General features: G+C 72.2%; 24 protein-coding genes. 13 read left to right on the forward strand and 11 right to left on the reverse strand.

Going from position 1 to position 25,371, the window contains the following annotated elements; genetic code table 11:
- The first annotated feature begins 47 nt into the window (after window positions 1-47).
- Window positions 48-1,073: a ketopantoate reductase family protein gene (locus PCC79_RS15185; protein WP_232547238.1), complete on the forward strand. Its 1,026-nt coding sequence runs from the start codon at window positions 48-50 to the stop codon at window positions 1,071-1,073.
- Window positions 1,074-1,091: 18 nt separating this feature from the next.
- Here PCC79_RS15185 and PCC79_RS15190 read toward each other — a convergent pair whose 3' ends face one another.
- Window positions 1,092-2,141 (reverse strand): Gfo/Idh/MocA family protein, encoded by a 1,050-nt coding sequence (locus tag PCC79_RS15190; protein ID WP_232547237.1) that lies wholly within the window; start codon window positions 2,139-2,141, stop codon window positions 1,092-1,094.
- Window positions 2,142-2,209: 68 nt separating this feature from the next.
- Here PCC79_RS15190 and PCC79_RS15195 point away from each other — a divergent pair, with 68 nt between their 5' ends.
- From PCC79_RS15195 to PCC79_RS15210, 4 genes are all read left to right on the forward strand, one after another.
- Window positions 2,210-4,330: a glycoside hydrolase family 3 N-terminal domain-containing protein gene (locus PCC79_RS15195; RefSeq protein ID WP_232547236.1), complete on the forward strand. Its 2,121-nt coding sequence runs from the start codon at window positions 2,210-2,212 to the stop codon at window positions 4,328-4,330.
- 5 nt (window positions 4,331-4,335) lie between these two features.
- Complete coding sequence (locus PCC79_RS15200) at window positions 4,336-5,040, forward strand: cytochrome b5-like heme/steroid binding domain-containing protein (protein WP_342372326.1); 705 nt, start codon at window positions 4,336-4,338, stop codon at window positions 5,038-5,040.
- 33 nt (window positions 5,041-5,073) lie between these two features.
- Complete coding sequence (locus PCC79_RS15205) at window positions 5,074-6,762, forward strand: glutamine--tRNA ligase/YqeY domain fusion protein (RefSeq protein ID WP_232547234.1); 1,689 nt, start codon at window positions 5,074-5,076, stop codon at window positions 6,760-6,762.
- 132 nt (window positions 6,763-6,894) lie between these two features.
- On the forward strand, window positions 6,895-8,082 hold the full coding sequence (locus PCC79_RS15210; protein ID WP_232547233.1) for an MFS transporter: 1,188 nt from the start codon (window positions 6,895-6,897) through the stop codon (window positions 8,080-8,082).
- Window positions 8,083-8,092: 10 nt separating this feature from the next.
- Here the strand turns inward: PCC79_RS15210 and PCC79_RS15215 are convergent, their stop codons facing one another.
- Complete coding sequence (locus tag PCC79_RS15215; RefSeq protein WP_342372327.1) at window positions 8,093-9,295, reverse strand: DUF480 domain-containing protein; 1,203 nt, start codon at window positions 9,293-9,295, stop codon at window positions 8,093-8,095.
- A gap of 498 nt (window positions 9,296-9,793) precedes the next feature.
- Here PCC79_RS15215 and PCC79_RS15220 point away from each other — a divergent pair, with 498 nt between their 5' ends.
- From PCC79_RS15220 to PCC79_RS15240, 5 genes are all read left to right on the forward strand, one after another.
- Window positions 9,794-12,904: a S8 family peptidase gene (locus PCC79_RS15220; protein WP_342372328.1), complete on the forward strand. Its 3,111-nt coding sequence runs from the start codon at window positions 9,794-9,796 to the stop codon at window positions 12,902-12,904.
- A 125-nt stretch (window positions 12,905-13,029) separates the two neighbouring features.
- Window positions 13,030-13,467, forward strand: coding sequence for a hypothetical protein (locus PCC79_RS15225; RefSeq protein WP_342372329.1), 438 nt, complete (start codon window positions 13,030-13,032; stop codon window positions 13,465-13,467).
- Between the two features lie 6 nt (window positions 13,468-13,473).
- Window positions 13,474-13,830 carry an iron chaperone gene (locus tag PCC79_RS15230; protein ID WP_342372330.1) on the forward strand — a complete coding sequence of 119 codons (357 nt, stop codon included), beginning with the start codon at window positions 13,474-13,476 and terminating at the stop codon, window positions 13,828-13,830.
- Between the two features lie 44 nt (window positions 13,831-13,874).
- Window positions 13,875-14,918 (forward strand): glycerophosphoryl diester phosphodiesterase membrane domain-containing protein, encoded by a 1,044-nt coding sequence (locus PCC79_RS15235; RefSeq protein WP_342372331.1) that lies wholly within the window; start codon window positions 13,875-13,877, stop codon window positions 14,916-14,918.
- A gap of 48 nt (window positions 14,919-14,966) precedes the next feature.
- A complete protein-coding gene (locus PCC79_RS15240; RefSeq protein WP_232547227.1) occupies window positions 14,967-15,476 on the forward strand; it encodes a GNAT family N-acetyltransferase in 510 nt (169 codons plus the stop codon).
- A gap of 25 nt (window positions 15,477-15,501) precedes the next feature.
- On the opposite strand, the gene PCC79_RS15245 is transcribed toward PCC79_RS15240, so the two are convergent.
- The 4 genes from PCC79_RS15245 to PCC79_RS15260 form a co-directional block, all read right to left on the reverse strand.
- Window positions 15,502-16,923 (reverse strand): TIGR01777 family oxidoreductase, encoded by a 1,422-nt coding sequence (locus tag PCC79_RS15245; RefSeq protein ID WP_342372332.1) that lies wholly within the window; start codon window positions 16,921-16,923, stop codon window positions 15,502-15,504.
- Between the two features lie 25 nt (window positions 16,924-16,948).
- The gene (locus PCC79_RS15250) at window positions 16,949-18,697 is read right to left on the reverse strand and encodes a DEAD/DEAH box helicase (RefSeq protein WP_342372333.1); all 1,749 of its coding nucleotides are present in this window, start codon (window positions 18,695-18,697) and stop codon (window positions 16,949-16,951) included.
- Window positions 18,698-18,867: 170 nt separating this feature from the next.
- Window positions 18,868-19,491 (reverse strand): DUF305 domain-containing protein, encoded by a 624-nt coding sequence (locus PCC79_RS15255; protein WP_342372334.1) that lies wholly within the window; start codon window positions 19,489-19,491, stop codon window positions 18,868-18,870.
- A gap of 50 nt (window positions 19,492-19,541) precedes the next feature.
- Window positions 19,542-20,006 carry an NUDIX domain-containing protein gene (locus tag PCC79_RS15260; protein WP_232547223.1) on the reverse strand — a complete coding sequence of 155 codons (465 nt, stop codon included), beginning with the start codon at window positions 20,004-20,006 and terminating at the stop codon, window positions 19,542-19,544.
- 78 nt (window positions 20,007-20,084) lie between these two features.
- On the opposite strand from PCC79_RS15260, the gene PCC79_RS15265 reads away from it, so the two are divergent.
- Window positions 20,085-20,297, forward strand: coding sequence for a DUF5302 domain-containing protein (locus tag PCC79_RS15265; RefSeq protein ID WP_342372335.1), 213 nt, complete (start codon window positions 20,085-20,087; stop codon window positions 20,295-20,297).
- 53 nt (window positions 20,298-20,350) lie between these two features.
- On the opposite strand, the gene PCC79_RS15270 is transcribed toward PCC79_RS15265, so the two are convergent.
- The 4 genes from PCC79_RS15270 to PCC79_RS15285 form a co-directional block, all read right to left on the reverse strand.
- Complete coding sequence (locus PCC79_RS15270; RefSeq protein WP_232547221.1) at window positions 20,351-20,575, reverse strand: hypothetical protein; 225 nt, start codon at window positions 20,573-20,575, stop codon at window positions 20,351-20,353.
- Between the two features lie 95 nt (window positions 20,576-20,670).
- Window positions 20,671-21,126: a hypothetical protein gene (locus PCC79_RS15275; protein WP_232547220.1), complete on the reverse strand. Its 456-nt coding sequence runs from the start codon at window positions 21,124-21,126 to the stop codon at window positions 20,671-20,673.
- A gap of 128 nt (window positions 21,127-21,254) precedes the next feature.
- Window positions 21,255-21,716 carry an adenylyltransferase/cytidyltransferase family protein gene (locus PCC79_RS15280; RefSeq protein WP_342372336.1) on the reverse strand — a complete coding sequence of 154 codons (462 nt, stop codon included), beginning with the start codon at window positions 21,714-21,716 and terminating at the stop codon, window positions 21,255-21,257.
- Entirely contained in the window at window positions 21,683-22,063 is a 381-nt protein-coding gene (locus PCC79_RS15285; RefSeq protein WP_232547218.1) for a hypothetical protein, read from the reverse strand. The genes PCC79_RS15280 and PCC79_RS15285 overlap by 34 nt, the downstream gene beginning before the upstream one ends.
- Window positions 22,064-22,352: 289 nt before the next feature.
- On the opposite strand from PCC79_RS15285, the gene PCC79_RS15290 reads away from it, so the two are divergent.
- Together PCC79_RS15290 and PCC79_RS15295 are read left to right on the forward strand one after the other, a co-directional pair.
- Window positions 22,353-22,895 carry a sigma-70 family RNA polymerase sigma factor gene (locus PCC79_RS15290; protein WP_342372337.1) on the forward strand — a complete coding sequence of 181 codons (543 nt, stop codon included), beginning with the start codon at window positions 22,353-22,355 and terminating at the stop codon, window positions 22,893-22,895.
- Window positions 22,892-23,977 carry a hypothetical protein gene (locus PCC79_RS15295; RefSeq protein ID WP_232547216.1) on the forward strand — a complete coding sequence of 362 codons (1,086 nt, stop codon included), beginning with the start codon at window positions 22,892-22,894 and terminating at the stop codon, window positions 23,975-23,977. The genes PCC79_RS15290 and PCC79_RS15295 overlap by 4 nt, the downstream gene beginning before the upstream one ends.
- Window positions 23,978-24,087: 110 nt before the next feature.
- Here the strand turns inward: PCC79_RS15295 and PCC79_RS15300 are convergent, their stop codons facing one another.
- On the reverse strand, window positions 24,088-25,215 hold the full coding sequence (locus tag PCC79_RS15300; RefSeq protein ID WP_342372338.1) for a ScyD/ScyE family protein: 1,128 nt from the start codon (window positions 25,213-25,215) through the stop codon (window positions 24,088-24,090).
- Window positions 25,216-25,371: the final 156 nt, after the last annotated feature.

Here is a 25,371-nt window from a genome sequence, read left to right on the forward strand (position 1 = left end):
CCGACCGACAACGGGTCGCTAGGCTCGGCGCGGAAAGGCGGTGGGCGATGAAGTTCCTGTTCCTGGGAGCCGGCGCGATCGGCACCTACATCGGCGGCTCGCTCGCCGCGTCCGGCCAGACGGTGGCGTTCGTCGAGCAGCCGGCCACCGCAGCGGTGATCCGGGAGCGCGGCCTGCGCGTGACCACCGCGGGCGGCGTCCGCGCCGTCGACACGGTCACGGTGTACGACAGCCCGGCGGACGCCCTCGCCGCCGGCCCGCACGACGTGGCCGTGGTGGCGCTGAAGTCCTTCGACACCGCGGACGCCATCGACTCTTTGGTGGCCACCGGGGCGTCGCTCCCGGCGATCCTCAGCCTACAGAACGGCGTCGACAACGAGGCCACGATCGCCGCGCGCGTGGGGGCGTCCGGGGTGATCGCGGGCACCGTGGTGTCGGCCGTCGGCAAGCCGGGCGTCGGCGAGGCCGTGGAGGAGAAGCACCGCGGCATGGGCGTCGCGCTCGGCCACCCGCTGTCCGATCGGCTCGTCGCGGCGCTGGACGGCGCCGGGCTCGCCTGCCGCGGGTTTGCCGACGCGGACGCGATGAAGTGGTCGAAGCTACTCACGAACCTGACCGGCAACGCCACCTCGGCGATCCTCGATCTGCCGGTGGCCGCGCTGTTCTCCGACGCCGATCTCTACCGCGTCGAGGTCGAGGTGCTGCGCGAGTGCCTGCGCGTGATGCGCGCGATGGGGCTGCGACCGGTCGACCTGCCAGGCACGCCCGTCCGCCTGCTGGCCCTGGCCGCGCAACGGCTGCCCCGGGTGATCGCGCAGCCGGCCCTCACGCGGGCGCTCGGCTCCGGGCGCGGGGACAAGATGCCGAGCTTCCACATCGACCTGCACTCGGGGCGGGGCCGCTCCGAGGTCGAGTTCCTCAACGGGGCCGTGGTGCGCCACGGCGCCGCCCACGGCGTCCCCACCCCGGTCAACGAGGTGCTGACCCGCACCCTGCTCGCCCTGACCGACGGCACCGAGAGCATCGAGCGGTTCCGGCACCGCCCGGCCGAGCTGCTGGCGCTGCTCCCCTGACCTCGGCCGTGCGGTCTCCTACTCCCCCGGATACCGCACGCCGACCTGCGCGCGCACGTCGTCCATGGTCGTCATGACGGCGACGGACTCCTCCGGCGACAGCAGGGGCGATTCGGTGCGGCCGTCCGCGATGAGCTGGGCGAGGTGGGCGACCTGGTGGCACAGCCCCTCGCTGCCGGTGATCGCGGGCTGCTCGGACTCGACCGCGTCGCCCTCGGCCGTCACGAGCCGCACGATGCCCGGGGAGTAGAACACGCCAGGCAGCTCGACGCGGGCCGCCGAGCCGGAGACGGACGCGGCGCACGGCGTCTTGGCCGCCAGGGTCGTCGACAGCGCGGCCTGCGCGCCGCCCGGGGCACCCAGCACCATGGTCACCTGCCGGTCGACGCCCGTCTCGGTCAGGGTGCCGCGGGCGTCGACGTCCGCCGGGGAGCCGAGCACGAGCTGGGCGAACGACACCGGGTAGACGCCGAGGTCGAGCAGCGCGCCCCCGGCCAGCTCCGGGTCGTGCAGGCGGGGCGCGTGCTCGGCGGTGATGCGCTGACCGTGGTCGGCCAGCACGGTCTCGACCTCGCCGAGCGCGCCGTCGTCCAGCAGCTGGCGGACGATGTCGTAGCGCGGGGCGAACCGCGGCCACATGGCCTCCAGACAGGCGACGCCGGCCTCGCGGGCCGCGTCGAACACCGCCCGCGCCTCGGCGGCGTTGCGCGTGACCGACTTCTCGATGAGCACATGCTTGCCGGCCTCGATGGCGAGCAGCGCCTGGGCGCGGTGCTCGCTGTGTGGCGAGGCGATGTAGACGACGTCGACCTCCGGGTCGGCGACGAGTTGTTCGTAGCTGCCGTAGGCCCGCTCGATGCCGTGCTCGCGGGCGAACGCCTCGGCCCGCTCGGCCGAGCGGGATCCGCAGGCCACGAGCCGCTGGCGGGTGTGGGTGCGCACCGCGTGCGCCAGGGCGCCGGCGATGTTGCCGGGAGCGATGATGCCCCAGCGCAGCGGCGGAGCCTCGGCGGGGTCGGGGGTGCGGGGGGTCGGCAGCGTTGGCGTCCTGGATCCACTCGGCGTCATGGCTCCACTCAACCATGCCGGCCCCGGTGGCCGTAGGCTCGGGGGCAGACCGGATCGAGGAGGACCCCATGGTTCAGCGCTTCACCAACCCCGACGGGCCGACGATCTCGACGGCCACGGGCCGCGTCGTCGAGATCGACGGCCGCTGGTTCCGCGACCTGGCGGGCACCGGCGAGCTGATCCCGGCCGGGGACTGGCGCCTGGACGCCACCGCCCGCGCCCGCGACCTGGCCGGCCGCCTCAGCCTAGAGCAGATCGCCGGGCTCATGCTCTACTCGCGGCACCAGACGGTGCCGTCACTGCCCGGCGGGCCGTTCTCGAGCACCTACGGCGGGCAGCCGTACGACCCGGACGTCCACGCCCCCGACGATCTCACCGACGGCCAGCGCGAGCTCATCCTGCGCGACAACATCCGCCACGTGCTCGTCATCACCTTTGCCGACGTGCCGACCGCCGTCGGCTGGCACAACCGCATGCAGCAGCTCGCCGAGGAGCAGCCGTTCAGCGTGCCGGTGAACTTCTCCACCGACCCCCGCCACGGGGCGTCCGACTCCGGCGCGGAGTTCAAGTCGAGCGGCGCCGCGGTGTCGAAGTGGCCCGAGGGCATCGGGCTGGCCGCGATCGGCGACGTCGAGACCGTGCGGCGTTTCGCCGACACCGTCCGCCAGGAGTACCGCGCCCTGGGATTCACCACCGCGCTCGGCCCGCAGATCGACCTGGCCACCGAGCCGCGCTGGATGCGCGCCGTGGACACCTTCGGCGGCGACGTCGAGCAGGCCGTCGCCTTCACCCGCGCCTACGTGGACGCCCTGCAGACCACCCCGGACGCCGAGGGCGGCTGGGGGCCGGGCAGCGTCATCGCGATGGTCAAGCACTGGCCCGGCGGCGGCACCGGCGAGGGTGGACGCGACGCCCACTACCGGTTCGGCCAGTACAACGTGTACCCCGGCGGCAACGCGGACGCCCACCGCCGCCCCTTCGTGGAGGGGGCGTTCGCCCTTGACGGGCCAACCGGCAGCGCCGGAGCCGTGATGCCGTACTACTCGGTGTCGGTCGGGCAGAACGAGGGCGCGTTCGGCAACGCCTACAGCGAGCAACTCATCAAAGACGAGCTGCGCGGCGAGCTCGGCTACGACGGCGTGGTGTGCACCGACTGGGGCATCACCGGCGACCCCGGGCCGATGGACTCCTTCGCCGCCCGCTGCTTCGGGGTGGAGGACCTGAGCGTGGCCGAGCGTCACCTGCGCCTCATCATGAACGGCGTCGACCAGTTCGGCGGCAACAACGAGGTGGCGCCGGTGCTTGAGGCGTACGCGCTGGGTGCCGAGTGGTACGGCGAGGACGTGATGCGCGCCCGATTCGAGGAGGCGGCCGTCCGGCTGCTGCGGGGCATGTTCCGCGTCGGGCTGTTCGACGACCCCTACCTGGAGCTGGCCGAGAGCCTCGCCGTGGTCGGCAATCCGGCGTTCGTGCAGGCCGGCCACGACGCGCAGCTGGCGTCCGTGATCGCGCTGAAGGGCCTCGACACGCGGTTGCCACGCGGCGCGAAGGTGTGGATCCCGCCCCGGCACACCGACGCCCACAAGGGCTTCATGCGCAATCTCGTGCCCGCCGCCGACAGCGACGCCCTGCAGCCGGCGGTGGTGGCGGAGTACTTCGAGGCGGTGGACGACCCGGCGGACGCCGACGCCGCCCTGGTCGTGATGGAGAGCCCGCACGCCGACCCGTACGTCGACGGCTTCCGGCCGATCAGCCTGCAGTACCGGCCCTACCGCGCCGAGACCGCGCGCGAGGCGTCCCTGGCGGGTGACCGCAGCTACCGCGGCGCGGACGCCGTGATCTCCAACGCCTCCGACCTCGACCGGTTGGAGCAGGCCCGGGCCGCGATGGGCGACCGGCCGGTGGTCGCGGTGGTGAAGCTGGACACGCCGGTGGTGCTGGCCGAGGTGGAGCCGCTCGCCGACGCGCTGTTCGTCCACTACGGCGTCTCGGATCGGGCGCTGCTCGACGTGGTGACCGGCGCCGGGCACCCCGGTGGCCGGCTGCCCGCCACCATGCCGGCCGACATGGCGACCGTCGAGGCGTCCTGTGAGGACGTCTTCGACGACTACGAGCCCTACGTGGACGCGGCGGGGAACGCCTACGCGACGGGCTTTGGGCTGGGTGCCCCCCACCTGGCGGCCGACTGACGCGCATGCTCGGACTTCCCCTCCACCCCCTGGTCGTGCACGCGGCCGTGGTGCTGGTGCCGTTGGCCGCGCTGGCCGTCATTGCGGCGGTGGCGTCCGCCAGGTGGCGCGAGCGTCACGCCGGGCTGACGCTGGTGGCGGTGGTTGCCGCGGCCGTGGCCGCGGTGGCGGCGCGCTTCTCGGGCGAGGCGTTGGCGGCGCAGCTCACCGAGCCTGAGGCCCACGCCCGGTGGGGCACCCTGACGATGGTCGGCGCGCTGGTGCTGGCCATCCTCACCGGTGGTTGGTGGGTGCTGCAGCGCCGGGACGCCGCCCGCCCCGGCCAGCGCGGCGTGGGCGTCCTGGCCGTCGGGGCGCTCGCCGTGGGTGCGGCCCTGGCCTGCCTGACGTTCGTCGTGCTGGCGGGGCACTCCGGCTCGACCGCGACGTGGACGCAGCGGCTGGCAGCCCCCGCCGCGGCCGAGGCGTCCCCGGCAGTGGCGTACTCGCTGGCCGAGGTGGCCACCCACGCGGACGCCGCGTCGTGCTGGGTGGCGATCGACGGCGGCGTCTACGACCTCACCGAGTGGGTCGGGCGTCACCCCGGGGGCGCGCCACGCATCCTTGGGCTGTGCGGTACCGACGCGACCGAACGCTTCCGCGCCCAGCATGCCGATCGAACGCGACCGAACGCCGCGCTGGCGTCGTTCCGCATCGGGGACCTCGCCTGAGCGACGCGTGAGCGCCGTTGGTAGCCTTCGCGCATGACCGATTCGCCGTCCGGGGCCCACGATTTCATCCGCGACCTGATCCGTCGCGACAACGAGGCGGGCACCTACGGCGGACGCGTCCAGACCCGGTTCCCGCCCGAGCCGAACGGTTACCTGCACGTGGGGCACGCGAAGGCGATCGTCACCAATTTCGGCATCGCGGAGGACTTCGGGGGCGTCTGCAAGCTGCGCCTGGACGACACGAACCCCGACACCGAGGAGGCCGAGTACGTCGCGTCGATCGTCGACGACATCGCGTGGCTCGGGTACACCCCCGATTCGGTCTGCCACGCCTCGGACTACTTCGAGCAGCTCTACGTGTGGGCCGAGCACCTGGTGGAGGCCGGGCTGGCGTTCGTCGACGACTCCGACGCCGACACCATCAGCGAGCAGCGGGGCACGTTTTCGACGCCGGGCGTCGAGTCGCCGAACCGCAACCGGACGCCAGAGGAGAACCTCGACCTGCTGCGCCGCATGCGTGCCGGTGAATTCGCCGACGGTGCGCGCGTGCTCCGGGCCAAGATCGACATGGCGCACGAGAACATGCAGATGCGCGACCCGGTGATGTACCGCATCCGGCACGCCCACCACCACCGCACGGGCGATGCGTGGTGCCTCTACCCGACCTACGACTGGGCACACGGCCAGTCCGACGCGATCGAGGGCGTCACCCATTCGCTGTGCTCGCTGGAGTTCGAGTCACATCGCCCCTTGTACGACTGGTTCCTGGCGCACCTGCCGCTGGACGGCCCCGCCCCGACCCAGCGCGAGTTCGCACGGCTGGAGCTGACGCACACGATCACCTCGAAACGTCGGCTCCGCACGCTGGTGGAGGACAAGGTGGTGTCGGGCTGGGACGACCCGCGCATGCCGACCTTGCGTGGGCTGCGCCGGCGCGGCTACCCGGCCGCCGCGCTGCGTGCGTTCTGTGAGGCCGTCGGCGTCACGCGCACCAACTCGCGCAAGGCAATCGAAGAATTCGAGTCGTTCGTGCGCCGCGAGCTCAACACGACGGCCCAGCGGCGGATGGCCGTGCTGCGTCCGCTCAAGCTGGTGCTCACGAACTGGCCCACCGACGCCGACGGCAACCCGGTGGTGGAGCACTTCGAGGTCGCCAACCATCCGGACGATCCCGAGGCCGGGACGCGCCTTGTCGCGTTCAGCGGCGAGCTGTGGATCGAGGCCGACGACTTCGCCGAGGTGCCGCCGCCGAAGTTCTTCCGGCTCTCGCCGGGCAGGGAGGTGCGCCTGCGGGGGGCCTATTTCGTCACCGCGACCGACGTGGTGACCGACGAGGCGGGCGAGGTGGTCGCCGTCCACGCGACCTACGACCCGGCCAGCCGCGGGGGCAACTCCCCCGACGGGCGCAAGGTGAAGTCGACGATGCACTGGGTTTCGGCGCACCACGCGGCGGATGCCACCGTGGCCCTGTACGACCGGCTCTTCACCACCGAGGTGCCGGGTGAGGCGACTGGTGAGCCGCTGGACGACCTCAACCCGGCGTCCCTGGAGCTGCTGACGGGCTGCAAGGTGGAGGCGGTGCTGGCGGAGACGGAGCCCGGCGAGGTCGTCCAGTTCGAGCGCCTGGGTTACTTCGCCGCCGACACCACGGAGCCGCTGACGTTCCACCGCACGGTCGGCCTCCGCGACGAATGGGCGTCCGTCCAGAAGCGCCAGGCCTGAGCCGCCCGCCCGAGGGGCGCCGACACGCTCCCTTGGGTCTCAAACTCCGGGTTCGGAGCCGGAGTTTGAGACCCAAACCGGAGTTTCACGCAGTTCGACTTCTCTCCGACGCCGCCCGTACGATCCTGAATCGTGTCACCATCGTCGACCCACCCCGTGCGCGCCCGCATCGGCATCTCGTTGCTCTTCTTCACCAACGGCTTCGCCCTGTCGAACCTGCTGCCGCGCTACCCCGAGATCATGGCCCTGTTCGGCCTCACGAACACCCAGTTCGGCGTGCTCATCGCGATGTACCCCTTCGGGGCCCTCTTCTCGTCCTGGCTGCCCGCCCCGCTCATCCGCCGCTTCGGCGCCGCGCCCACCGCCTTCGGCAGCACGGCCGTCCTCACCGTCGCCTTCGGCATCATCGGCTTCGCCCCCCACGTCCTCGTCCTGGGCGCCGCCATGTTCCTCGCCGGCTTCGCGGACGCGGTGACCGACGCCGCCCAGAACGTCCACGGCCTCCTGGTCGAGGACCTCTACGGCAAGTCGATCATCAACTCGCTGCACGCCCTGTGGAGCCTGGGCGCCGTGACGGGTGGCGCCGTCGCCACCTTCGCCGCCAGCCAGCGCGTCCCCCTCCAGATCCACCTCGTCGCCGCCGCCCTCGTCGGGCTCGCCATCGCTGGCCTCGCGGTCTGGCTCGCCCGGCTCCCCGCCGATTTCCGCACCCAGCGGAGGGAAGAGTCCAACCACCCCGCGTCCACACGGCTCACGAAGTCCATGTGGTTGGCCATCATCCCGCTCGCCGTGCTGGCGATCGTCGGCGTCCTGCCCGAGGAGGTCGCCATGAACTGGGCGGCCCTCTACCTGGTGCAGATCGTCGAGACCCCCATCGGCATCGCCGGCATCGGCTTCGTCGTCATGATCGGTGCCCAGACGGTCGGCCGCTTCCTCGGCGACCTCGCCACCGATCGCTGGGGCGTCGTCCCGGTGATGCGCCTCGGCGGCCTCATGATCGCCATCGGCGGCGTCCTGGTCATCGCCGTGCCGGTACTGCCGGCCGTCCTGATCGGTTTCGCGCTGGCCGGGTACGGCAGCGCGACGGTCGTGCCCGCTGCGTACGCCGCAGCCGGACGCCTCCCCGGGCTGCCCGAGGGCGCGGGCGTCACCATCGCGAGCTGGCTGCTGCGCATTGGGTTCTTGGCCGCGTCGCCACTCATCGGCTTGGTGTCGGATTTCACCAGCCTGCGAGTTTCCCTGGCCCTTTTGGCCATCGCCGGGTTCGCCGTCCTGGCGTTGGCCGGACGCGCCGCGCCGCCGGCCGAGGCGCGCGTCTAGCCGTCGACCATCACGGACGCCGCGCCAGCACGAGCAACCGCTCGCCCTCCTCATCAGCCTGTGGACCGCGGATGTACCACTCGTCCACGCGCAACCCGGCCGCGGCGAGAGCATCGCGCACCGCGCCAGCATCGTGCCGCACGAACGTCAGGTCGACGCTTCGACCCCACGCCTGCGTGACGTGGCGAACCTCATGTCCGATTTCCACGTTGGCGACGAACCAGCCCCCTGGGATCAGCGTGCGGGCCAGCGTCGTAAACACCCCCGGCAGTTCGGACGCCGCCAGGTGCGCGAAGGCGTTCCACGCCACGAGTGCGGCCCACCCCGGGTTGCGCGGCGGCCTCAACAACTGGGCGAAATCCCCGACCTGGAACGTGAGGTCGCCGTAGTCGGCCTGCGCGCTTTCGATCATCGCGGGTGACAGGTCCACCCCGGTGACCTCCGCGCCGGCGTCCGCCAAGAAGGCCGCCACGTGCCCCGGCCCGCACCCTACGTCGACCAGCGGGCCCGCCGGCGCCTCGTCCGGGATCCGCTCCAGCAGCCAGCGGTCGAACGGTTTGTCGTTGAGGTCGTCGGCGGTGGCGTCCGCGTACGCGTCGGCGGCCGCGTCGTACGCGTCCCGCACCGCCGCGTCGCGGGCGGCCGGCCCTGCTGCGAGCACGACCTCGCGGTCGATGGACCCGCTCGCCGGAGCAGCGGCGGTCGCGTCCGGCACCGGGCCGAGCAGGTGCGACCAGCGCGGATCCTGCTGACCGGCGCGGCGTTCCAGCTGAGCCGCCAGCGGGGGCGTCCGACCCGCCAGGCGGGTGAGGCAGTTCTCGACCTCGGACCGGTCGGTGAACGTGTGGAGCCGCTCGGTGCGCGACTTGAGCTCACCCGCGGCCTGGGGCCCTCGGAGCAGCAGCACGGTGAGCAGCGCGCGCTCGGCGTCGTCGAGGGCGAGCGCGTCGGTGAGCCGCTGGTGGTACTTCAGCGTGCGCGACCCCTTGCCCGCCCACACCACGCGGAGCAACTCGCGCTGCTTGAGGCGCCGCGCGATCTCCTCCAATTCAGCATCGGAGTAGTCGGAGACCGGCTCGCGGCTGGTGGTCTGGTTGCAGGCGGTGCGCAGCGCATTGAGCGACAGCGGGTAGGACGCCGGCACCGTCCGTTCCTTCTCCAGCAGGGCCCCCAGCACGCGTTGCTCGGCCGGGTCGAGAACGGGACGCTCCATGGCGTCAGTCTGGCCGCCCCCGGACGCCGGCGACAACCCCGAACCGGACGCCGTCGCCGGCTTGGGTGGGCCCCACCCCACTGCGCTCCCTGGCCATCGCAGCGCTCTTCCTGCACGGAGAGCCCGGTGGCGGGCGAGGAGCGAAGCGCCTGACGGACGGGAGCAGCGCCGCGTCCGGGGAGCGTCCCTGCACCCAAGGAGCGCCGTCAGCCGACCCCACACACGGCGACTCACCAGCCCCCCACAGGTCGCCCCTGCAGCGCCCATCCCAGGGCCGATCCACCCCGCCATCTCGCTCAAACTCCGGTTCATGGCTCAAACTCCGCGACCGGAACCGGAGTTCGGAGCCGGAGTGTGCGTGTCGGCGCCAGAAAGAAGGTATCGATTTTGTGACAAGGGGCGACAGGGACCCTGAGAGCAGTTTAGCCTCTCCTCATCTTGGCTCCAGGGCTGGGGCCGCCCCCACCGAAAGGGATCTCCGTGAAACACCCCTCCAGAGTGATCGCAGGCGTCGCCGCGCTGGCGATCGCCGCGACCCCCATGGTCGCCTACGCCGCCCCGGCGACGGCGACCGGTGCCGACCGGTTCGAGAAGACCCAGGCCGGGCTCGTCGACACCGCCATCATGCCGACGTCGCTCACCGACACCGAGCCGGTCGACGTCATCGTCGAGATGGCCTCCGATCCGGTGGCTGTCGTCCAGGCCAAGCAGGGCAGTCTCTCCGAGCGGCAGAAGGAGAACGTCCGCTCCAAGCTGCGCGGCGAGCAGGCCGCGGTGGCGGACGCCGCCGAGGCCGAGGGCGGCGAGGTGCTGGCCCAGATGCAGGACGCCTACAACGGCGTCAAGGTGCGGGTCTCGAAGCAGGAGCTCACGTCGCTGGCTGAGAAGCCGGGCGTCAAGGCCATCCACGCCGTCGAGATCCACGAGCGCACCAACCACATCAGCGTCCCCTACCTCGGGGTTCCCGAGGTGTGGGAGAGCACGGGCTACACCGGCGCGGGCATCAAGGTCGCGATCATCGACACGGGTATCGACTACACCCACGCCGACTTCGGCGGCCCCGGCACGGTCGAGGCCTTCGAGGCCGCTGAGGCCACCAGCACCGAGCCGGCCGATCCGGCCCTGTTCGGCCCGAACGCCCCCCGCATCAAGGGCGGCATCGACCTGGTGGGCAACGACTACGACGCCGGCGAGGCGGATTCCGTGCCCCAGCCCGACCCCAACCCGCTCGACTGCAACGGCCACGGCACGCACGTCGCCGGGTCGACCGGCGGCGGCGGCGTCACGGCGGACGGCCAGGCCTACTCCGGGCCCTACAACGCGGCGACGGCTGACCAGGACTGGCTGATCGGCCCGGGCGTGGCCCCGGAGGTCGACCTCTACGCGGTGCGTGTGTTCGGTTGCTCGGGCAGCACGGACGTCACCGTCGAGGCCATCGACTGGTCGGTCGCCAACGGCATGGACGTCATCAACATGTCCCTCGGCTCGTCCTACGGCACCGCCGATGACCCCTCCGCTGTCGCCGCCGCCAACGCGGTGGGCGCGGGCGTGGTGGTCGTGGCGTCCGCCGGCAACTCCGGCCCGAACCCCTACCTGACGGGTTCCCCGGGCACCGGACGCGGCGTCATCAGCGTCGCCGCCAACGACGCCACCGAGAGCTTCCCCGCCGCGCGGATCACCCTGCCCGACGGCAGCTCCATCGACGCGATCAACGCCAACGGCGCCGCCCTGCCGAGCGGCCCGGCGCGCGTCGTGGTGCTGAAGGACAACCCGGCCACCGGCGAGAACGAGGCCCTCGGGTGCTCGGTCAACGCCTACACCAGCAACGGCATCACGCCGGGCTACAACCAGGTGGCCGTCAGCCAGCGGGGCACGTGTGCCCGCGTGGCGCGTGCCATCTACGCCCAGCAGGCCGGCGCGGTCGCCGCGGTCATGGTCAACAACACCGCCGCCTTCCCGCCCTATGAGGGCCCGATCGTCGAGAACCCCGACGACGGCACCCCCTACACCGTCACCATCCCGTTCCTCGGGGTGCGCGGCGTGCTGGGCACGGCTCCCACCGACGACGGTGACCGCCTGGTCGCCGCCGCGGGTGGCAGCGTCACCATGACGGCCAGCACCCTGGCCAACCCGACGTTCTCCGAGTACGGCTCGTTCACCTCGGGCGGCCCGCGCACCGGTGATTCCGGTGCCAAGCCGAACGTCACGGCCCCCGGCGTCTCCATCCGCTCGGCCCAGGTCGGTGCGGGCAACGGCTTCTCGTACAAGTCGGGCACGTCGATGGCGGCTCCGCACGTCGCCGGCGTCGCTGCCCTCGCCGTCGAGGCACACCCGACCTGGAACGCCCGGGCCCTCTCGGACGCCCTGGTGAACACGGCGGACGCCGACGCGATCGCCAACTACCGCCTCACCCTCGGTGGCGCCGGCCTCGTGGACCCCGCCGGGGTGGTGGCCGCCCGCGTGACGGCCTCCGGTGACCAGTTCACGACGACCAGCGGTGTCTACCGTGAGCCGTCGCTGAGCTTCGGCTTCGCGGAGTCCACCAAGCGTGACATCACGGGCGTCAAGCGCGTGGTGCTCACCAACCACACCAACGCGCCGGTGACCTACACGGTCAGCACCGAGGCCTCGCCGCAGAGCAAGCCGGCGACGGTCTCCGTCAACCGCCAGCGCGTCACCGTGCCTGCCAACCGGACGGCCAACGTGCAGGTCACCCTGCGCGTCCCGGTCGAGACGATTGGCGGTGCGCTGGAGGGCGGCTTCGCGATGCACGAGGTCTCGGGCAGCGTGGTCTTCACCGGGCCGGACACCATCAAGGTGCCGTACCTCCTCGTGCCCCGCGCCGACTCCGACCTCACGGCCAACGTCCGCGGCCGTGTCGAGCGGAACAACGTGTCCATCAACCTCCGCAACCGCGGGGCCGTCGAAGGCGTCGCCGACGTCTACCAGGCCGGTCTCGAGGACGCCGAGGGCGACGCCACCCTGGCGGGCCACCCCGGCACCGACGTGCGCGCGGCCGGCGTGCAGTCCTTCGAGAGCGACGGCAACGACCAGCTGCTGGTCTTCGCCATCAACAGCTGGGACCGCTACTCCAACGCTGCCCGCAACAACACCCAGGTGATCATCGACACCAACGGGGACGACGAGGCCGACTACGTGGTGTACGCCACCGACTCCGGCTTGGTCCGCACCGGCGATGTGAACGGCAGCAACGAGGTGTTCATCCGCGACGTGGCCAACGCGCGGACGCTCGCCGCGGGCTACCTGGCCCAGTCGCCGACCGACAACAGCACCGTGCTCATCCCCGTCCGGGCCAGCTCGCTGGGCCTGTCGGCCGAGGACGGCGACTTCACCTACACCGCCTACGTGAGCTCCATCACCGACAGCGGAGCGAACGACTCCTTCGACGGCAGCGCGCGGTTCAACCCGTGGGCTCCGGCGCTGGAGACGGGCCAGTACGAGCCGGTCGCGGCCGGTTCGAACTCGTCGCTGCCCATCACGATCGACGCCGACGCCCTCGCCGACCAGCAGCCGCTGGGTTCGATGGTCGTCGTGCTCGACAACGCGGCGGGCGCCGCCGAGGCACACGTCCTGCAGCTGCAGGGCTGACCCAACCACCGATGCCCCCGTCCCGGCCCAAGCCGGGGCGGGGGCATCCCCTTCCCCCCCGGCACTACCCCAATCAACCGGCCCTGGTTAGACGTCCCCCATCTCCCCGCAGAAGGGCCACCGCCATGGGTTTCGAGCACGTACTGCCCCACCGCGCCGTCGCCCTGGCGGGAGTCCTCAGCAGCTTGGTGTGGGGCACCGTCCTGTGGGGCGGTCCCAGCCGCGTGGTCTCCCTCGGCGCGGGCATCGGCCTGGCGTGGGCCCTCTTCACGGTCACCGCCGGCGTCCTGCTCGCCCGCACCCGTGAGGCGCGGGCGTTGCCGCGCACCTTCGGTCTGCTCTGGGCGCTGCTCGCGCTGATCGTCGTGACGCTGCTCGTCGCCTTCGAGCCGGGCGGGTTCCTGCCCGTGCTGGCGGGCCTGTGGTTCGGGACGCTCGGCTTCCTCATCTGGGCGCTGCTCCCCGCCGTCGTGGCGTCCCACAGCCTGATCTTCGGACGCCGCACAGCGCGGCCCGAGGTGCCCGCCGCCACCCCCGCACCGGCGACGACACCGTTGGGCTGAACCGCGATGTCGGTCATCGACGACTACGTCGCCGCGCAGGAGGCGTCCCACCAAGCCCACCTCACCCAGCTCGTCGGCTTGGTCCGCGCGCTGGCCCCCGACGCCGGGGAGAAGATCAGCTGGGGCATGCCCACCTGGACGCTGCACGGCAACCTCGTCCACGTCGCGGCCGGCAAGCACCACGTCGGCCTGTATCCCGGGGCCGACGGGGTGGCCCACGTGGCGGACGCCTGCACCGAGCTCGGCCTGCGGCACAGCAAGGGTGCCATCCAGCTGCCGCTCTCCGCGCCGATCCCGGTGGAGCTCGTCACGCGCGTCGTCAAGTTTCGCCTCGCCCAGCAGCGGGCGAAGGCCTCGGGCTGACCAAGCCCTAGGATCGCGGGTGAGATCTACCCGAGGAGCAACCCGTGACCACCCCGACCCTCAAGCAGGGCACCCTGACGCTCGCCGATCACTTCACCGGCACCTTGCACACCTACAAGGCCAAGTTCTGGCTGTTCATCTCCCTCGCGCTGGCCCCCATGGCGGTGCTGGTGGCGGCACTCGTCATCGTGTCGCTCATCGTCGCGGCCGCCCTCGCCGCCACCGGCGTCGATGCGTCGGGGCCGTCCCTCGGGATCCTGCTCCTGGGTGGTCTGGCCTTCTTCGCCGTGCTGTTCGGCGTGATGCTGTTCCAGTACCGCTGCCAGGCCATGACGTCCCTGGCGACGCGCGACCTCAGCGCCGGCTACGAGCCCGGGTGGCGCGACCTGATGGAACGGACCCGCGGGTTCTCCGGGCGTATGGCGCTGCTCCTGCTGGCCCTGCTCGCTGCGGCCTTTGCGGTCTACGCGCTGCTCGCCGCGATCATCGTCGTGCCCCTCATCCAGGCGAGCGTCACGGGTGACGACGAGGCGGCCGTCGCCGTGCTGGGCACCATGGCGTTCGTGATGCTGCTGTTCCTGGCGTTGGGTGTGGTCGCGGTGTTCCTCAACGTCCGGTGGCTCTACCTGATCCCTGCCATGGGCATCGAGCAGGTCTCCGGCTTCGACGGGCTCCGCAGCTCCTGGCGGCTGACGCGTGGCGCCTTCTGGCCCACGCTCGGCTACTACCTGCTGATCGGTCTGGCGATCAGCATCCCCAGCTACGTCATCTCGATGCTCCTCCAGGTCTTGCTGATGCCGCTGACCGCGGCGTCCCAGACCGGGAATGACGTCTCGGCGGCGGCCATCGTCGGCGCGGTCGTGGCCGGCCTGCTGCAGTTCCTGCTCACGGTGGTGCTGCAGCCCGTCACGGCCATCTTCATCACGGTGATGTATCTCAACCGCCACCGCCAGCTCGCGGGCGAGCCGCCGAGCTACGCCTACGGGCAGGGCTTCGGCCCGGGGCCCGGGCCACAGGGGTATGGGCCGCAGGGGTATGGGCCGCAGGGATATGGGCCCCAGGGTTCCGGGCCGGCCCCGCAGGCCTGACGGCAACTGGGTTTGCCACGGCGCGGCCCGAAGGGGTCCAATCGTGGCATGGAGATTCTCGCGTACCTCGACGACGTCTCGATCGCCCGCGCGACGCGCGACGACGTGGACATCATCGAGCGACTCCTGGCCGATGACCCCACCTCGCCGAAGCACGTCGCCACCACGACCCTGATCAGCGACGACATCCTCGGCGAGGCCCATGAGACCTGCGGGCTCGCCACGGCGTTCGAGCGGATCGATCGCGACCCGAACCAGCTGCTGGCCGTCGTGCTCGACGACACCGAACGGGTGATCGGGACGTTCCAGCTGTCGTTCCTCAGCACGATGGCCCGCGGCGGCGCGATGCGCGCCATCGTGAACGGTGCGCGCATCCGGGCTGGCGACGACTCGGTCGCCGTTGGGCGCGATGTCTTCCGCTGGATCAAGGAGCGTGCCCGCACCGAGGGCGCCCGCGTCCTGATGGTCGCGACCGAGAAGGACCGCAGCCACGTCCACGGCTTCTACACCACGATGGGCTTCCGCCCCACCCACGAAGGCCTCACACTGGTGCTCTGACCCCGTGTTCGGTGACCCGGACGCCTCAGCGCATCAACGCGTGCCGCAGCGCATCGCTCAAGGTGTGCTGGGCGAACCGGAACCCGCTGTCGGCCAGCACGCCGGCGCTGACGCGCTGGTCGGTGTCGATCATCTGGTCGTACCCCTCGGCGCCCAGCACGGCCGTCGGCCCCACCGCCGGCGTCGGCAGCATCGCGGGGCGGTGCAGCACCCGGCCCAGCGTCTGCGCGAACTCGCCGTGCGTCACCGGGCGCGGGGCCACCGCGTTGACCGGGCCGGTCAGCTCCGGGGTCGCCACGGCGTGGACGACGGCGCGCGCCAGGTCGTCCAGCCCGATCCAGCTGAACCAGGCGTCGCGGCGCGTCAGGCGTCCGCCGAGGCCCACCGAGAACAGTGGCACCTGCGGCAGCAACGCGCCGCCGCCCTCGCTGAGCACGATGCCGATCCGCAGGAACGCCGTGCGGACGCCGGCGTCCACCGCCGGGAGCGCCGCCGCCTCCCACTGCTGCACCACGTCGGCCAAGAACCCCTCACCGGGCAGTGAGCCCTCCGTCAGCAGCTCGTCCGGCCGCCGGGCGCCGTAGAGGCCGATCGCGCTGGCCTGGACGAGGCGCTTCCCCTCGGGGTCGGACGCCAGCGCAGCGGCCAGCGTGCCCGTCGCCTGCAAGCGTGACTCCAGCACCTGCTGCTTGTGACGCTCCGTGAACCGCCCGCCGATCGAGTGCCCGGCCAGGTTCACCACCACGTCCACCCCGGCCAGGGCGTCCGCCGGCAGGTGCCCCGCCGCAGGATCCCAGGTGACGGCGTCGGCGTCCGCGCTGGCGGAGCGCACGAGCCGGCGCACCGTGTGCCCACCGGAGGTCAGCAAGGCGCACACCTGGGTGCCGATCAGGCCCGAGCTACCCGCGACGGCGACCGTGAGCGGTGCGGCGTCCGGGCGGGCGGCCAGGCGGGCATGCAGGGCGAGGTCGGCGCGCAGCTGGCGCTCGCGGAACGCGAAGAGCCCCGCCAACTGCATCTCGACCAGCGGGGCGGCCAGCCGGTCGGGCACCACGGGCAGCTCCCAGGTGACCCGGTCGGTGATCACCGTCGACCCGCCGGGCCCGTCGGCGAACTCATGCTCGTGGCGCCACGCCTTGAACGGCCCGCTCACCTGCTCGTCGACAAAGCGCACCCCCGGCTCGAGCTCGACGTGCCGGACGCGCCAGTCCACGCCCACCGGGCCGCGGCGTCCGCGCCAGGAGACCTGGGGCAGCAGCCCGGAGACCAGCGGGTGGGAAATGCGCAGCGTGATCTTTGAGCCGACGTTGATGCCGTCGCTCGGACCCTGCAGCAGCGTCGCCATGCCGGGCGGGGTGAGCCGCACGAACGCGCCGGGGCGGGTGTGCCAGGCAAACACCTCCGCGCGGGGGTCCGGGTAGCGCGACACGTGCTCGAAGACAGGCATGCAGCCCAGCCTAGAGTGCCGCCGTTCAGGGACGCGCGTGCCAGGTGCGCAGCATCGTGATGCGGGCGTCCACCTGGTCGCTGCTGGCCTGCGCGAGCGAGGGACCGCCGCACTGGCGGCGCAGCTCGGCGTGGATGTGGCTGTGCGGCACACCCTTGACCCGCGCGTACTGGGCGACCAGCGTGTTCAGTTCCTTGCGCTTGGTGGCCAGCGCCCGGTGCAGCGAGACCTCGGGGGTCACCCGCTCGCGCCGCTCGGCCCGCTCGTGGCGGTTCACCTGCCGCCGCTGCCGCTCGCGGAGCAGATGACCGATCTGGTCAGGCTCGAGCAGCCCGGGCAGGCCCAGGTAGTCGGCCTCGTCGTCGGACGTGGGCACCGCGTGCATGCCGAATTGTTGGGCGTCGAAGAGCACGTGGTCGAACACCGCGTCCGACCGCAGCGCCTCGAAGCTGCCGATGAGGTCGTCGGACGCCGCCTCGCTGCGGTTCGCCTCGTCGACGAGGGCGTCCTCGGCCCAGTCATCACCGCGCTTGGGCGCGCCGAGCACGTGGTCGCGCTGCCGCTCCAGGGCGGACGCGTGGGCGAGGATGATCGGCACGGTCGGCAGAAACACGGTGGCCACCTCGCCGCGGCGCCGCGTCCGCACGAACCGGCCGACGGCCTGGGCGAAGAACAGCGGCGTGGACGTGGCGGTGGCGTACACCCCCACCGCCAGGCGCGGCACGTCGACGCCCTCGGACACCATGCGCACCGCGACCATCCAGCGGTTCTCGGACGCGGCGAACTCCTCGATGCGCTTGCTGGCGCCCGTGTCGTCGGAGAGGACGAGCGTGGGGCGCGCCCCCGTGTGCTGCTCCAACACGCGGGCGTACGCGCGGGCGACGGTCTGGTTGGTGGCGATGACGAGGCCGCCGGCGTCCGGCACGTGGCGGCGCACCTCGGTCAGCCGCCGGTCGGCCGCGCCGAGCACCGCGGCGATCCACTCGCCCTTCGGGTCGAGCGCGGTGCGCCACGCCTGCGCGCTGACGTCCCTGGTCAAAAGCTCGCCGAGGTTCGCCTCGATCTCATCGCCAGCCTTGGTGCGCCAGCGCATCGGGCCGCCGTAGTTCATGAACACCACGGGGCGCACGACGTGGTCGCGCAGCGCGTCGGCGTAGCCGTAGGTGTAGTCGGCCTTCGAGACGCGGACGCCGGCCTCCGACTCGTCGTAGGTGACGAAGGGGATGGGATTCTCGTCGGACCGGAACGGAGTGCCCGTCAGCGCCAGCCGCCGCACCGCGAACTGGAACGCCTCGCGGATCGCCTCGCCCCAGCTCAGCGCGTCGCCGGCGTGGTGCACCTCGTCGAGGATCACCAGCGTCGGGATGTCGGTGGCCATCGCCTGGTAGCCCCACACGGACGCCGCCACCCCCGCGTAGGTGGCCGCCACACCGTCGTACTGCCGCGACCGGCCGCGCGTGCGGCCCCCGGTGCCCGGGTCGAGCTGGATGCCGACCTTCGCGGCGGCGTCCGCCCACTGCACCTTGAGGTGCTCGGTCGGCGCGACGACGATGACGCGGCGCACCGTGCGCTCCTGGAGCAGCTCGGCGGCCACCCGCAGGGCGAAGGTGGTCTTGCCCGCGCCGGGGGTCGCGACGGCGAGGAAGTCGCGCGGGGCGGCGGCGGTGTACTTCTCCAGCGCCTCGGCCTGCCACGCGCGCAGCGACGCTGACGTGCCCCACGGCGCGCGCTGGGGAAAGGCGGGGCTGAGGCGTTCGAAGGCGGACTGGCTCACGGGTGCACCCCTCCCCCGGTCGCGGGGTCGGACGCCGCGTGGCGCCGGAGGGATCGGCACGCTGCCGGGGTGGTGGACATAGGCCCTCGACCCTAGCCGGACGCGGCGCCCCGACGAACCCCCGGCCGGCGTGTTGGCCGAGTGTTGGCCGCGTGTTGGCGGCGAGTGGCTCAGAACCCGACCTGGAGCTCGCGCATCAACTCGATCTCCTGGGTCTGCGTGGCGATCACGTCCTCGGCCATCTGCCGCACGTCGGGGTCGGTGCCGGACGCCAGCTCCTCCTCGGCCATGGCGACCGCTCCCTCGTGGTGGCCGATCATCTGCTCCAGGAACAGCTCGGACGCGGCGAGGGTGTCGGCGTCGCGGAGGGCGTCCAGCTGGTCGGCCGACACCATGCCGTCTATGCCGGTGTGGCCGGCGTGCGCGCCACCCTCGGGCTCACCCCACGCGGCCAGCCAGGCGCGCATCTGGTCGATCTCGGGCTGCTGGGCGTCCTTGATCGCGGTGGCGAGATCGGTCATCTCGGTGCCCAGGCCGGGCTTGGCGAGCAGGATGTCGCTCATCTCGATGGCCTGCTCGTGGTGCGGGATCATCATCTGGGTGAACATCACGTCGGCCTCGTTGTGGGCCTGCTGCTCCGACGCCGGCGCTGTGGTGGCGGGCGTGACGCCGGCGTCCGGGGAGGCCGCAGGCTGACCCGCACAGCCGGACAGCAGTGCCGCTCCGGCAGCCAGGGACGCAGCGAGAGCGGTGAGCAACGAAGCGGAGTCACGGCGACGAGTGGGGGAGGTCATGCATCCAGCGTAGCCCCCGGCACACTGCCTGGCTGGGCGCCTCGATGGCCTCACCCGATGATGCGCTCGAGGGAGTCGATCAGCGGCACCTGGCCAGCGGTGAGTTTCGTGCGGGCCACGTCGAGGCCGAACCAGCCCGCCCGGTCGACCTCCGGATAGGTGCGCATGCGCCCCGAGCGGCGGGGCCACTCGACCTCGAAGGTGTTGGACGTCACAAAGGCGAGGCCGGCGTCCGCTGCGACCGCGAAGCCACGCACCCGCTTGCCGGAACTGAGCCGCACCTCGCCGAGATCGATGAGTTCACCAGCCGGCGCCGGGATGCCGACCTCCTCGGAGAACTCGCGCCGCGCGGCGTCCTCAGGGGTTTCCTCACCCGGGATGTACATGCCCTTGGCCAGCGACCAGCCGCCGTCGTCACGGTGGCCCCAGAACGGGCCACCCATGTGGACGATGAAGACCTTGACCTCTCCACCGGCATCGTTGAAGGGCAGCAGCCCCGCGCTGTGCAACGGCATCCCCCCATGCTAGACGGCCCCCCGGCCCGGGCTTCGTCCTCTGGACGCCAGCACCCCCCAGGTGCCACAGTGGGCGCCATGAGCACCACCGATGACACTGGCCGGGCGCAGCCCTCCGAGGCCGCGGACCAGCCAGACCCGCGGGAACAGATGAAGGCGGCGCTCGAGGCCAAGAAGAACGCCCAGCACGGCAGCGCGGGCGGTCCGGCCGGGTCACCGGGCCGGGCGTCCGGCGGGCCGCACGGCCAGCAGGGCGGCAAACGTCAGTTCCGGCGCAGGTCGGGCGGCTGACCGCCCGCGCGGCCTCCGCTCACCGGGCGCCGCGCTGATTCAGGCGCGCTGATTCAGGCGTTGTCGCCGGGCTTCTCCGGCTCGAAGTCGGTGGCGTCGGGCTCGCGCTCGGCCCACGCCTGCGCGGGCGACTCCTCGCCCACCTCGAGGTGACCGAAGTAGTCGGGCTGGCGGAGATCCTCGGGCACGGCCGCGTCCGCGATGCGGTCCCCGGCCTGCTTGGCCTCGTCGATCGCCTCGTCGGCGCGATGCAGCTGCTCGTCGTTGGCCTCGGTCATGGCTGGCTCCCTTCGTCACCCGTGCACCGGCGGACGCCGCGGGCACTGGAGTGTCTACCCCACGCGGCGCCCGCCGCACAATGCCTGCGTGCCGATCAGATGGCCGCGACGGCCACGACGTTGGCGACGACCGTCGGCAGCCCGCGACCCATGGCGGCGCCGATGACCCTGTTCCACAGCCGCGCGAGGGGGCCTGTCAGGACGACGCGATGCGTGATGCGGCACAGCTGGGACGGCGCGTCCTGACCCTCCACGTCGGGGGCGTCGGGGTCCGGACGGTCGAGCTCGTGCTCGAGGCGGAGGGTGCACAACAACAACTTGCACTCGATCGCGAAACGGCCACCCATCCGGTCGACCTGGGCGAAACGAAACGTCGCCCGGGGGCCACCCGCAAGCTTCACCTGACCGACCGCGCCGACGGCGATGGGGCCGTTCAGCGTGGCCCGCTCCACCTGGGGGTCGTCGACCGGCCAGTGCTCCACCTGGGTCCACCGATCCCACACCACGGCCGGATCCACCGCCGCCTCCGCACTGTGCTCGTGGACGATCACCGTTGCCCCCTCATTGATCCTGCACCGTCAGCCCTGCGCCGCCAGCCCTGCATCGGGACGCCTCCGGCTGGTGCGGCGTCCGGACCGGCACGCCAACACCCATTGTGCAGCGTGCGAGAGGTCGAGCGTCAGCCGCCCAGCACCCGGCGGAGCACCGTCGAGGACGTGTGGGCGGTGTAGGGGAAGTAGAACACCGTGACGCCGACGGACTCCATGGCGGCCTCCAGCCGCTCCCCCTTGGGCGTGCCCTTCCAGTCATCGCCCTTGAACAGGACGTCGAAGCGGACGCGCTCCCACACCTCGCGCTTGTCGGAGGAGAAGTCCACGACGACGTCGTCCACCATGGCCAGGGCACGCACGATCTCCATGCGTTCCTCGAGCGGGACCATGGGGTACTTGCCCTTGGCGGCGAACAGGGCCTCGTCGGTGACGACACCAACGACGAGGCGCTCGCAGTTCTCGCGCGCGCGGCGGATGATGTTGAGGTGCCCGATGTGGAACATGTCCCACGCCCCTGGCACATAGCCGAGGCGGTAGCGGGCGGGCTGGGCGTCGGTCACGCCGCGCCACTCACCGCCGGCGCCTGCCACCGGCGCAGGATGGCGCTGGCCGAGGTGCGCATGCCGCTGAGCCGTGCGGCGTCCCACCCGGCCGGCAGCACCTCGTCGTCCGCGGCGAAGAGGACGGCGTCGGAGTCCAGCTCAAGCGAGGTGCTCTCCACGGTGACCACCGAGTCCACACCCTGCAATTCCGCAGCGATGGCCACGCGCTCGTTCACGGGGACGACGGGCAGCCGTCCCGTCATCGCGAGGGACAACTCGTCAGAGGGAACGAGCAGCACCAACTGCTCGCAGGCCTGCGACGCCTGGGCGATGAGGTCGAGGTCGCGGATGTTCACCATGTCGAACCGCCCCACGAGGTACCCCGTGCCGACCATCTCGCTCCCCCCAGTGTCCGATGCACCCGGGTGGATGCATCACTCGTCAACTGTTCACCCTCCGTTGGGTGAACGGCAACTTTGAGCGGCGTCGTGACGCCGGTTGCACGGGCACCCCCGCCCCCCACGCCGCGCACGGGCGCCTCGACCCTGCGCTACGACGGGAGGCATCGGACAAATCCATCACTGATGGCCTGGGGGCGCAAGTCCCCCCGGGTGGGAAACACTGTCCACCACCCGGCGGCGCACCGCCGGTAACACCTGGGGATCGACCGGACAGGAACAGGGTGTGAACGCACAATCAGAGCCCGAGCGCTTCCGGGGAGTGTTCCGGGCCGCCCACCCCGACGTCCTGCGCTTCGTGCAGCGTCGCACCACCCCCGACCGGGCAGAAGACGTCGTCGCCGACACCTTCATGGTGGCGTGGCGTCGCGTGGCCGACCTCCCCGTCGACCTCGACGGCGCCCGCGCCTGGCTGTTCGGCATCGCGCGCAACCAGTTGCTCAACCACCGTCGGGGCGAACGGCGGTCGGACGCCCTCGCCGTCCGCCTCGCGGACGCCGCCGCGCTGCACGGCGACCGCACCCCCGACACCGCGGACGCCGTGGTGGCGCGCCTCAGCGTCGCGGACGCCTGGCATCAGCTCTCCGAGGCCGATCAGGAAGTGCTGGCCCTCGCCGTCTTCGAGCAGTTGACGTCCACCCACGCCGCCGCCGTGCTGAACATCTCACCGGGCGCCTACCGCGTCCGACTCTCCCGCGCCCGGGCGCAACTCCGCCGCCACCTCGGCGCCGAACCGACCACCCTGCCCCTGGAGGAGGCCCACCCATGAACACCATTCACCACGACCCCGTCGACGACGCCCTGCGCAGCCTGGACGCCGCCTCACCCCTGACGCCCGACCAGCAGGCCCGGGCCGACGCCCTCCTGGCGTCCATCCTCGCGACGGACGCCACGGGCGGTGCTGACGGCGCTCGGGTCGTCCCGCTGCGCCCGCGCCGGCTCGCCCGCTGGTTGGTGCCGGCCGCGGCGGCGTCCGTGTTGGCCGTCGGCGCCCTGGTGTGGCCCTGGAACCCGAGCCTGAACGCCGCGTTCGCCGACTGGACGGACACGCCATCGTCCGTCGAACCCGGGCTTCTCGCCAAGGCGACCGAGGGCTGCCGGGCCTTCATGGGCACCTGGGAGGTGCCGGATGCGGGACACGCCCGCGTCGGGCTCGCCGAGCAGCGCGGAAGCCATGTGTTCGTGGCGCTGCGCGCCGACGACGGGTCAACCGCCGAGTGCCTGGTGGAGGCCGAGAACGGCCAGGTGCGCGGGGGGACGGGCGGCGGCCCGGGCCCGTTGGCCCCCCTGGGGCCCCGGGACGTGGAGATGGACGGCCCCGGCATGCAGAGCGGCCCGGGATATGCCTTCGCCTTCCTGCGAGGCCGGGTCGGGGCGGAGGTCGAGGCGGTCACGCTGCACGCCGACGGCCGGGCCATCCACGCCACCGTCGCCAACGGCGAGTTCGTGGCCTGGTGGCCGACCACCCCGTGGGGGCCCGACGACACCCTCGGCCCGTTGGACGTGACGGCTGACGTCACCTACACCGACGGGACCGTCTCACCCCACCACAGCACGGGGCCGGCGTCCGCCCTCCCGGCGCCGACCTCGGTCGCGCGGGTGGCCCAGGGCGGCGGGGTCGTGGACGGCCACGAGGTGGGCACCATCGAGGGCCTGGCTGGTGAGAACGTGGTGGCGGTGAGCGTTCACGCGCACGGGCTCGTCGTGCCGGCCACCCTGGAGGACGGAGCCTTCAGCGCCTCCTGGCCGCTGCCCGAGGGCGTCAGCCTGGAGGACCCAGCCCCTGACGTCACCCTCACCCTCACGCTGTCCGACGGGTCCGTGATCGAGGACGTGGCGGTCACCGGCTGACGCCGGCCGAGGGGGTCGCCGCGTCTTGGGCACGGTGGCGCGGCGACCTCACCGGTGCGTGGCGCATGCCGACCTCGACGTGAGACCGGCGGGGGACGGCGAAGGAGGCTTCAGCGCAGCGCGACCTGGATGACCTGGCCGGCTCCCGGCGCCACGGATCCCGTGGTGACGTAGGCCTGCCCCCGGCGGATGGCCACGCCGTAGGGGGCGAACAGGTCACCGACCACGGTCTGGTGGGCCCCGGATCGGTCCACGCGCACCAGCGAGCCCTGGACCCCGCTCAGCAGACCGGCGTCGGAGATCTGCACGGCATAGAGCGTGCCGCGGTCCCAAGCCAGGTCGGTCACCGTGGTCAGGCCGGTGGCGTACGCGGTGCGCGACCCGTCGCGGGCGATGCGCCAGATCGTCGCCTTGCCCGGTTGGAACGGGAAGCCGGTGAGCTCGGAGACGTACCAGGCGCCGTCGGGCCCCTGGGCGACCGCGGTGGGCACCGACTGTGCGGGGAAGGGGGTGGGCCAGCCTGGGGGCGGTCCTGGAATCGGGGGCGGATCCATGAGCACCGGCTGGTCGAACACGGCGAACTCGCGGACGCCGCGCCGCGGCCCGGTGAGTCGCAGGACGCTGTTGCCCCCGGCATCGACGGTGAGGATGTGGCTGCCGTCCCGGACGACGTCGACCGGGTTGCTGTCCGCGCCGGCGGCGTCCGGGTCCCGGTCGGCCTCGTAACGCGCCAGATCGGCCAGCACGGACGTGCGCTGCCGCCCACCTCTCGTCTTCACCTCGACGACGGTGCCGAGGAGATCCGCATCGCTGCCGAGCAGCGACCTGAGCTCAGGCGTCCCGCCGAGCCCCATCGCCACCGTGAGGGTCGTGCCGAGGGCGACGACGTCGGAGGCGCCCGTCGCCTCGCCGTCCGCGTTGACGATGGCGGGCAACCCGGTGACGGGGCGCGACTGCCGGCCGGTGCGGTCCAGCAGCGTGATGGACGAGGTGTGTGCGAGGCAGACCTCCCCGAACTCGGGGTGATCCGCGCACGCACCCGCGTCGGCCGAGGGCGCCCCGGACTCGGCGATGTAGAGGTCACCGTTGCGTGCGAAGGAGAGGTGGCGGGGGCTGTTCAGCCCGGAGGCCACGACGGTGTACGGCTGATCATCGGCGGCGAGGGCTGGCTGCGCCAGGGCTGCCAGGGCGACCGCGGTGAGCGCGGCGCAGGCGCGAGCGTGCAGTGCAGTGGTCATCGGAGTCCTCCTGTGGTCCTTGGCCCACCCCCAAGGAGCACCCGCACGACACTGGTGATACATGACCCACCGCACTCGTGGGTACCGGCCCCGGGCGCTCGCGCGCCACCAATGCCCGCCATGCCCTGGACCAGCGTCGCCGGTCCGTTCACACTG

The organism is Propioniciclava soli, from assembly GCF_038502305.1.
Classification (GTDB): domain Bacteria; phylum Actinomycetota; class Actinomycetes; order Propionibacteriales; family Propionibacteriaceae; genus Propioniciclava; species Propioniciclava soli.

Bases quoted from the DNA above. Each gene is read 5' to 3' on its own strand.
- PCC79_RS15185 (WP_232547238.1), top strand. From the start codon at position 48: ATGAAGTTCCTGTTCCTGGGAGCCGGCGCGATCGGCACCTACATCGGC.
- PCC79_RS15190 (WP_232547237.1), bottom strand. From the start codon at position 2,141: ATGACGCCGAGTGGATCCAGGACGCCAACGCTGCCGACCCCCCGCACC.
- PCC79_RS15195 (WP_232547236.1), top strand. From the start codon at position 2,210: ATGGTTCAGCGCTTCACCAACCCCGACGGGCCGACGATCTCGACGGCC.
- PCC79_RS15200 (WP_342372326.1), top strand. From the start codon at position 4,336: ATGCTCGGACTTCCCCTCCACCCCCTGGTCGTGCACGCGGCCGTGGTG.
- PCC79_RS15205 (WP_232547234.1), top strand. From the start codon at position 5,074: ATGACCGATTCGCCGTCCGGGGCCCACGATTTCATCCGCGACCTGATC.
- PCC79_RS15215 (WP_342372327.1), bottom strand. From the start codon at position 9,295: ATGGAGCGTCCCGTTCTCGACCCGGCCGAGCAACGCGTGCTGGGGGCC.
- PCC79_RS15225 (WP_342372329.1), top strand. From the start codon at position 13,030: ATGGGTTTCGAGCACGTACTGCCCCACCGCGCCGTCGCCCTGGCGGGA.
- PCC79_RS15230 (WP_342372330.1), top strand. From the start codon at position 13,474: ATGTCGGTCATCGACGACTACGTCGCCGCGCAGGAGGCGTCCCACCAA.
- PCC79_RS15240 (WP_232547227.1), top strand. From the start codon at position 14,967: ATGGAGATTCTCGCGTACCTCGACGACGTCTCGATCGCCCGCGCGACG.
- PCC79_RS15245 (WP_342372332.1), bottom strand. From the start codon at position 16,923: ATGCCTGTCTTCGAGCACGTGTCGCGCTACCCGGACCCCCGCGCGGAG.
- PCC79_RS15255 (WP_342372334.1), bottom strand. From the start codon at position 19,491: ATGACCTCCCCCACTCGTCGCCGTGACTCCGCTTCGTTGCTCACCGCT.
- PCC79_RS15260 (WP_232547223.1), bottom strand. From the start codon at position 20,006: ATGCCGTTGCACAGCGCGGGGCTGCTGCCCTTCAACGATGCCGGTGGA.
- PCC79_RS15265 (WP_342372335.1), top strand. From the start codon at position 20,085: ATGAGCACCACCGATGACACTGGCCGGGCGCAGCCCTCCGAGGCCGCG.
- PCC79_RS15270 (WP_232547221.1), bottom strand. From the start codon at position 20,575: ATGACCGAGGCCAACGACGAGCAGCTGCATCGCGCCGACGAGGCGATC.
- PCC79_RS15285 (WP_232547218.1), bottom strand. From the start codon at position 22,063: ATGGTCGGCACGGGGTACCTCGTGGGGCGGTTCGACATGGTGAACATC.
- PCC79_RS15295 (WP_232547216.1), top strand. From the start codon at position 22,892: ATGAACACCATTCACCACGACCCCGTCGACGACGCCCTGCGCAGCCTG.
- PCC79_RS15300 (WP_342372338.1), bottom strand. From the start codon at position 25,215: ATGACCACTGCACTGCACGCTCGCGCCTGCGCCGCGCTCACCGCGGTC.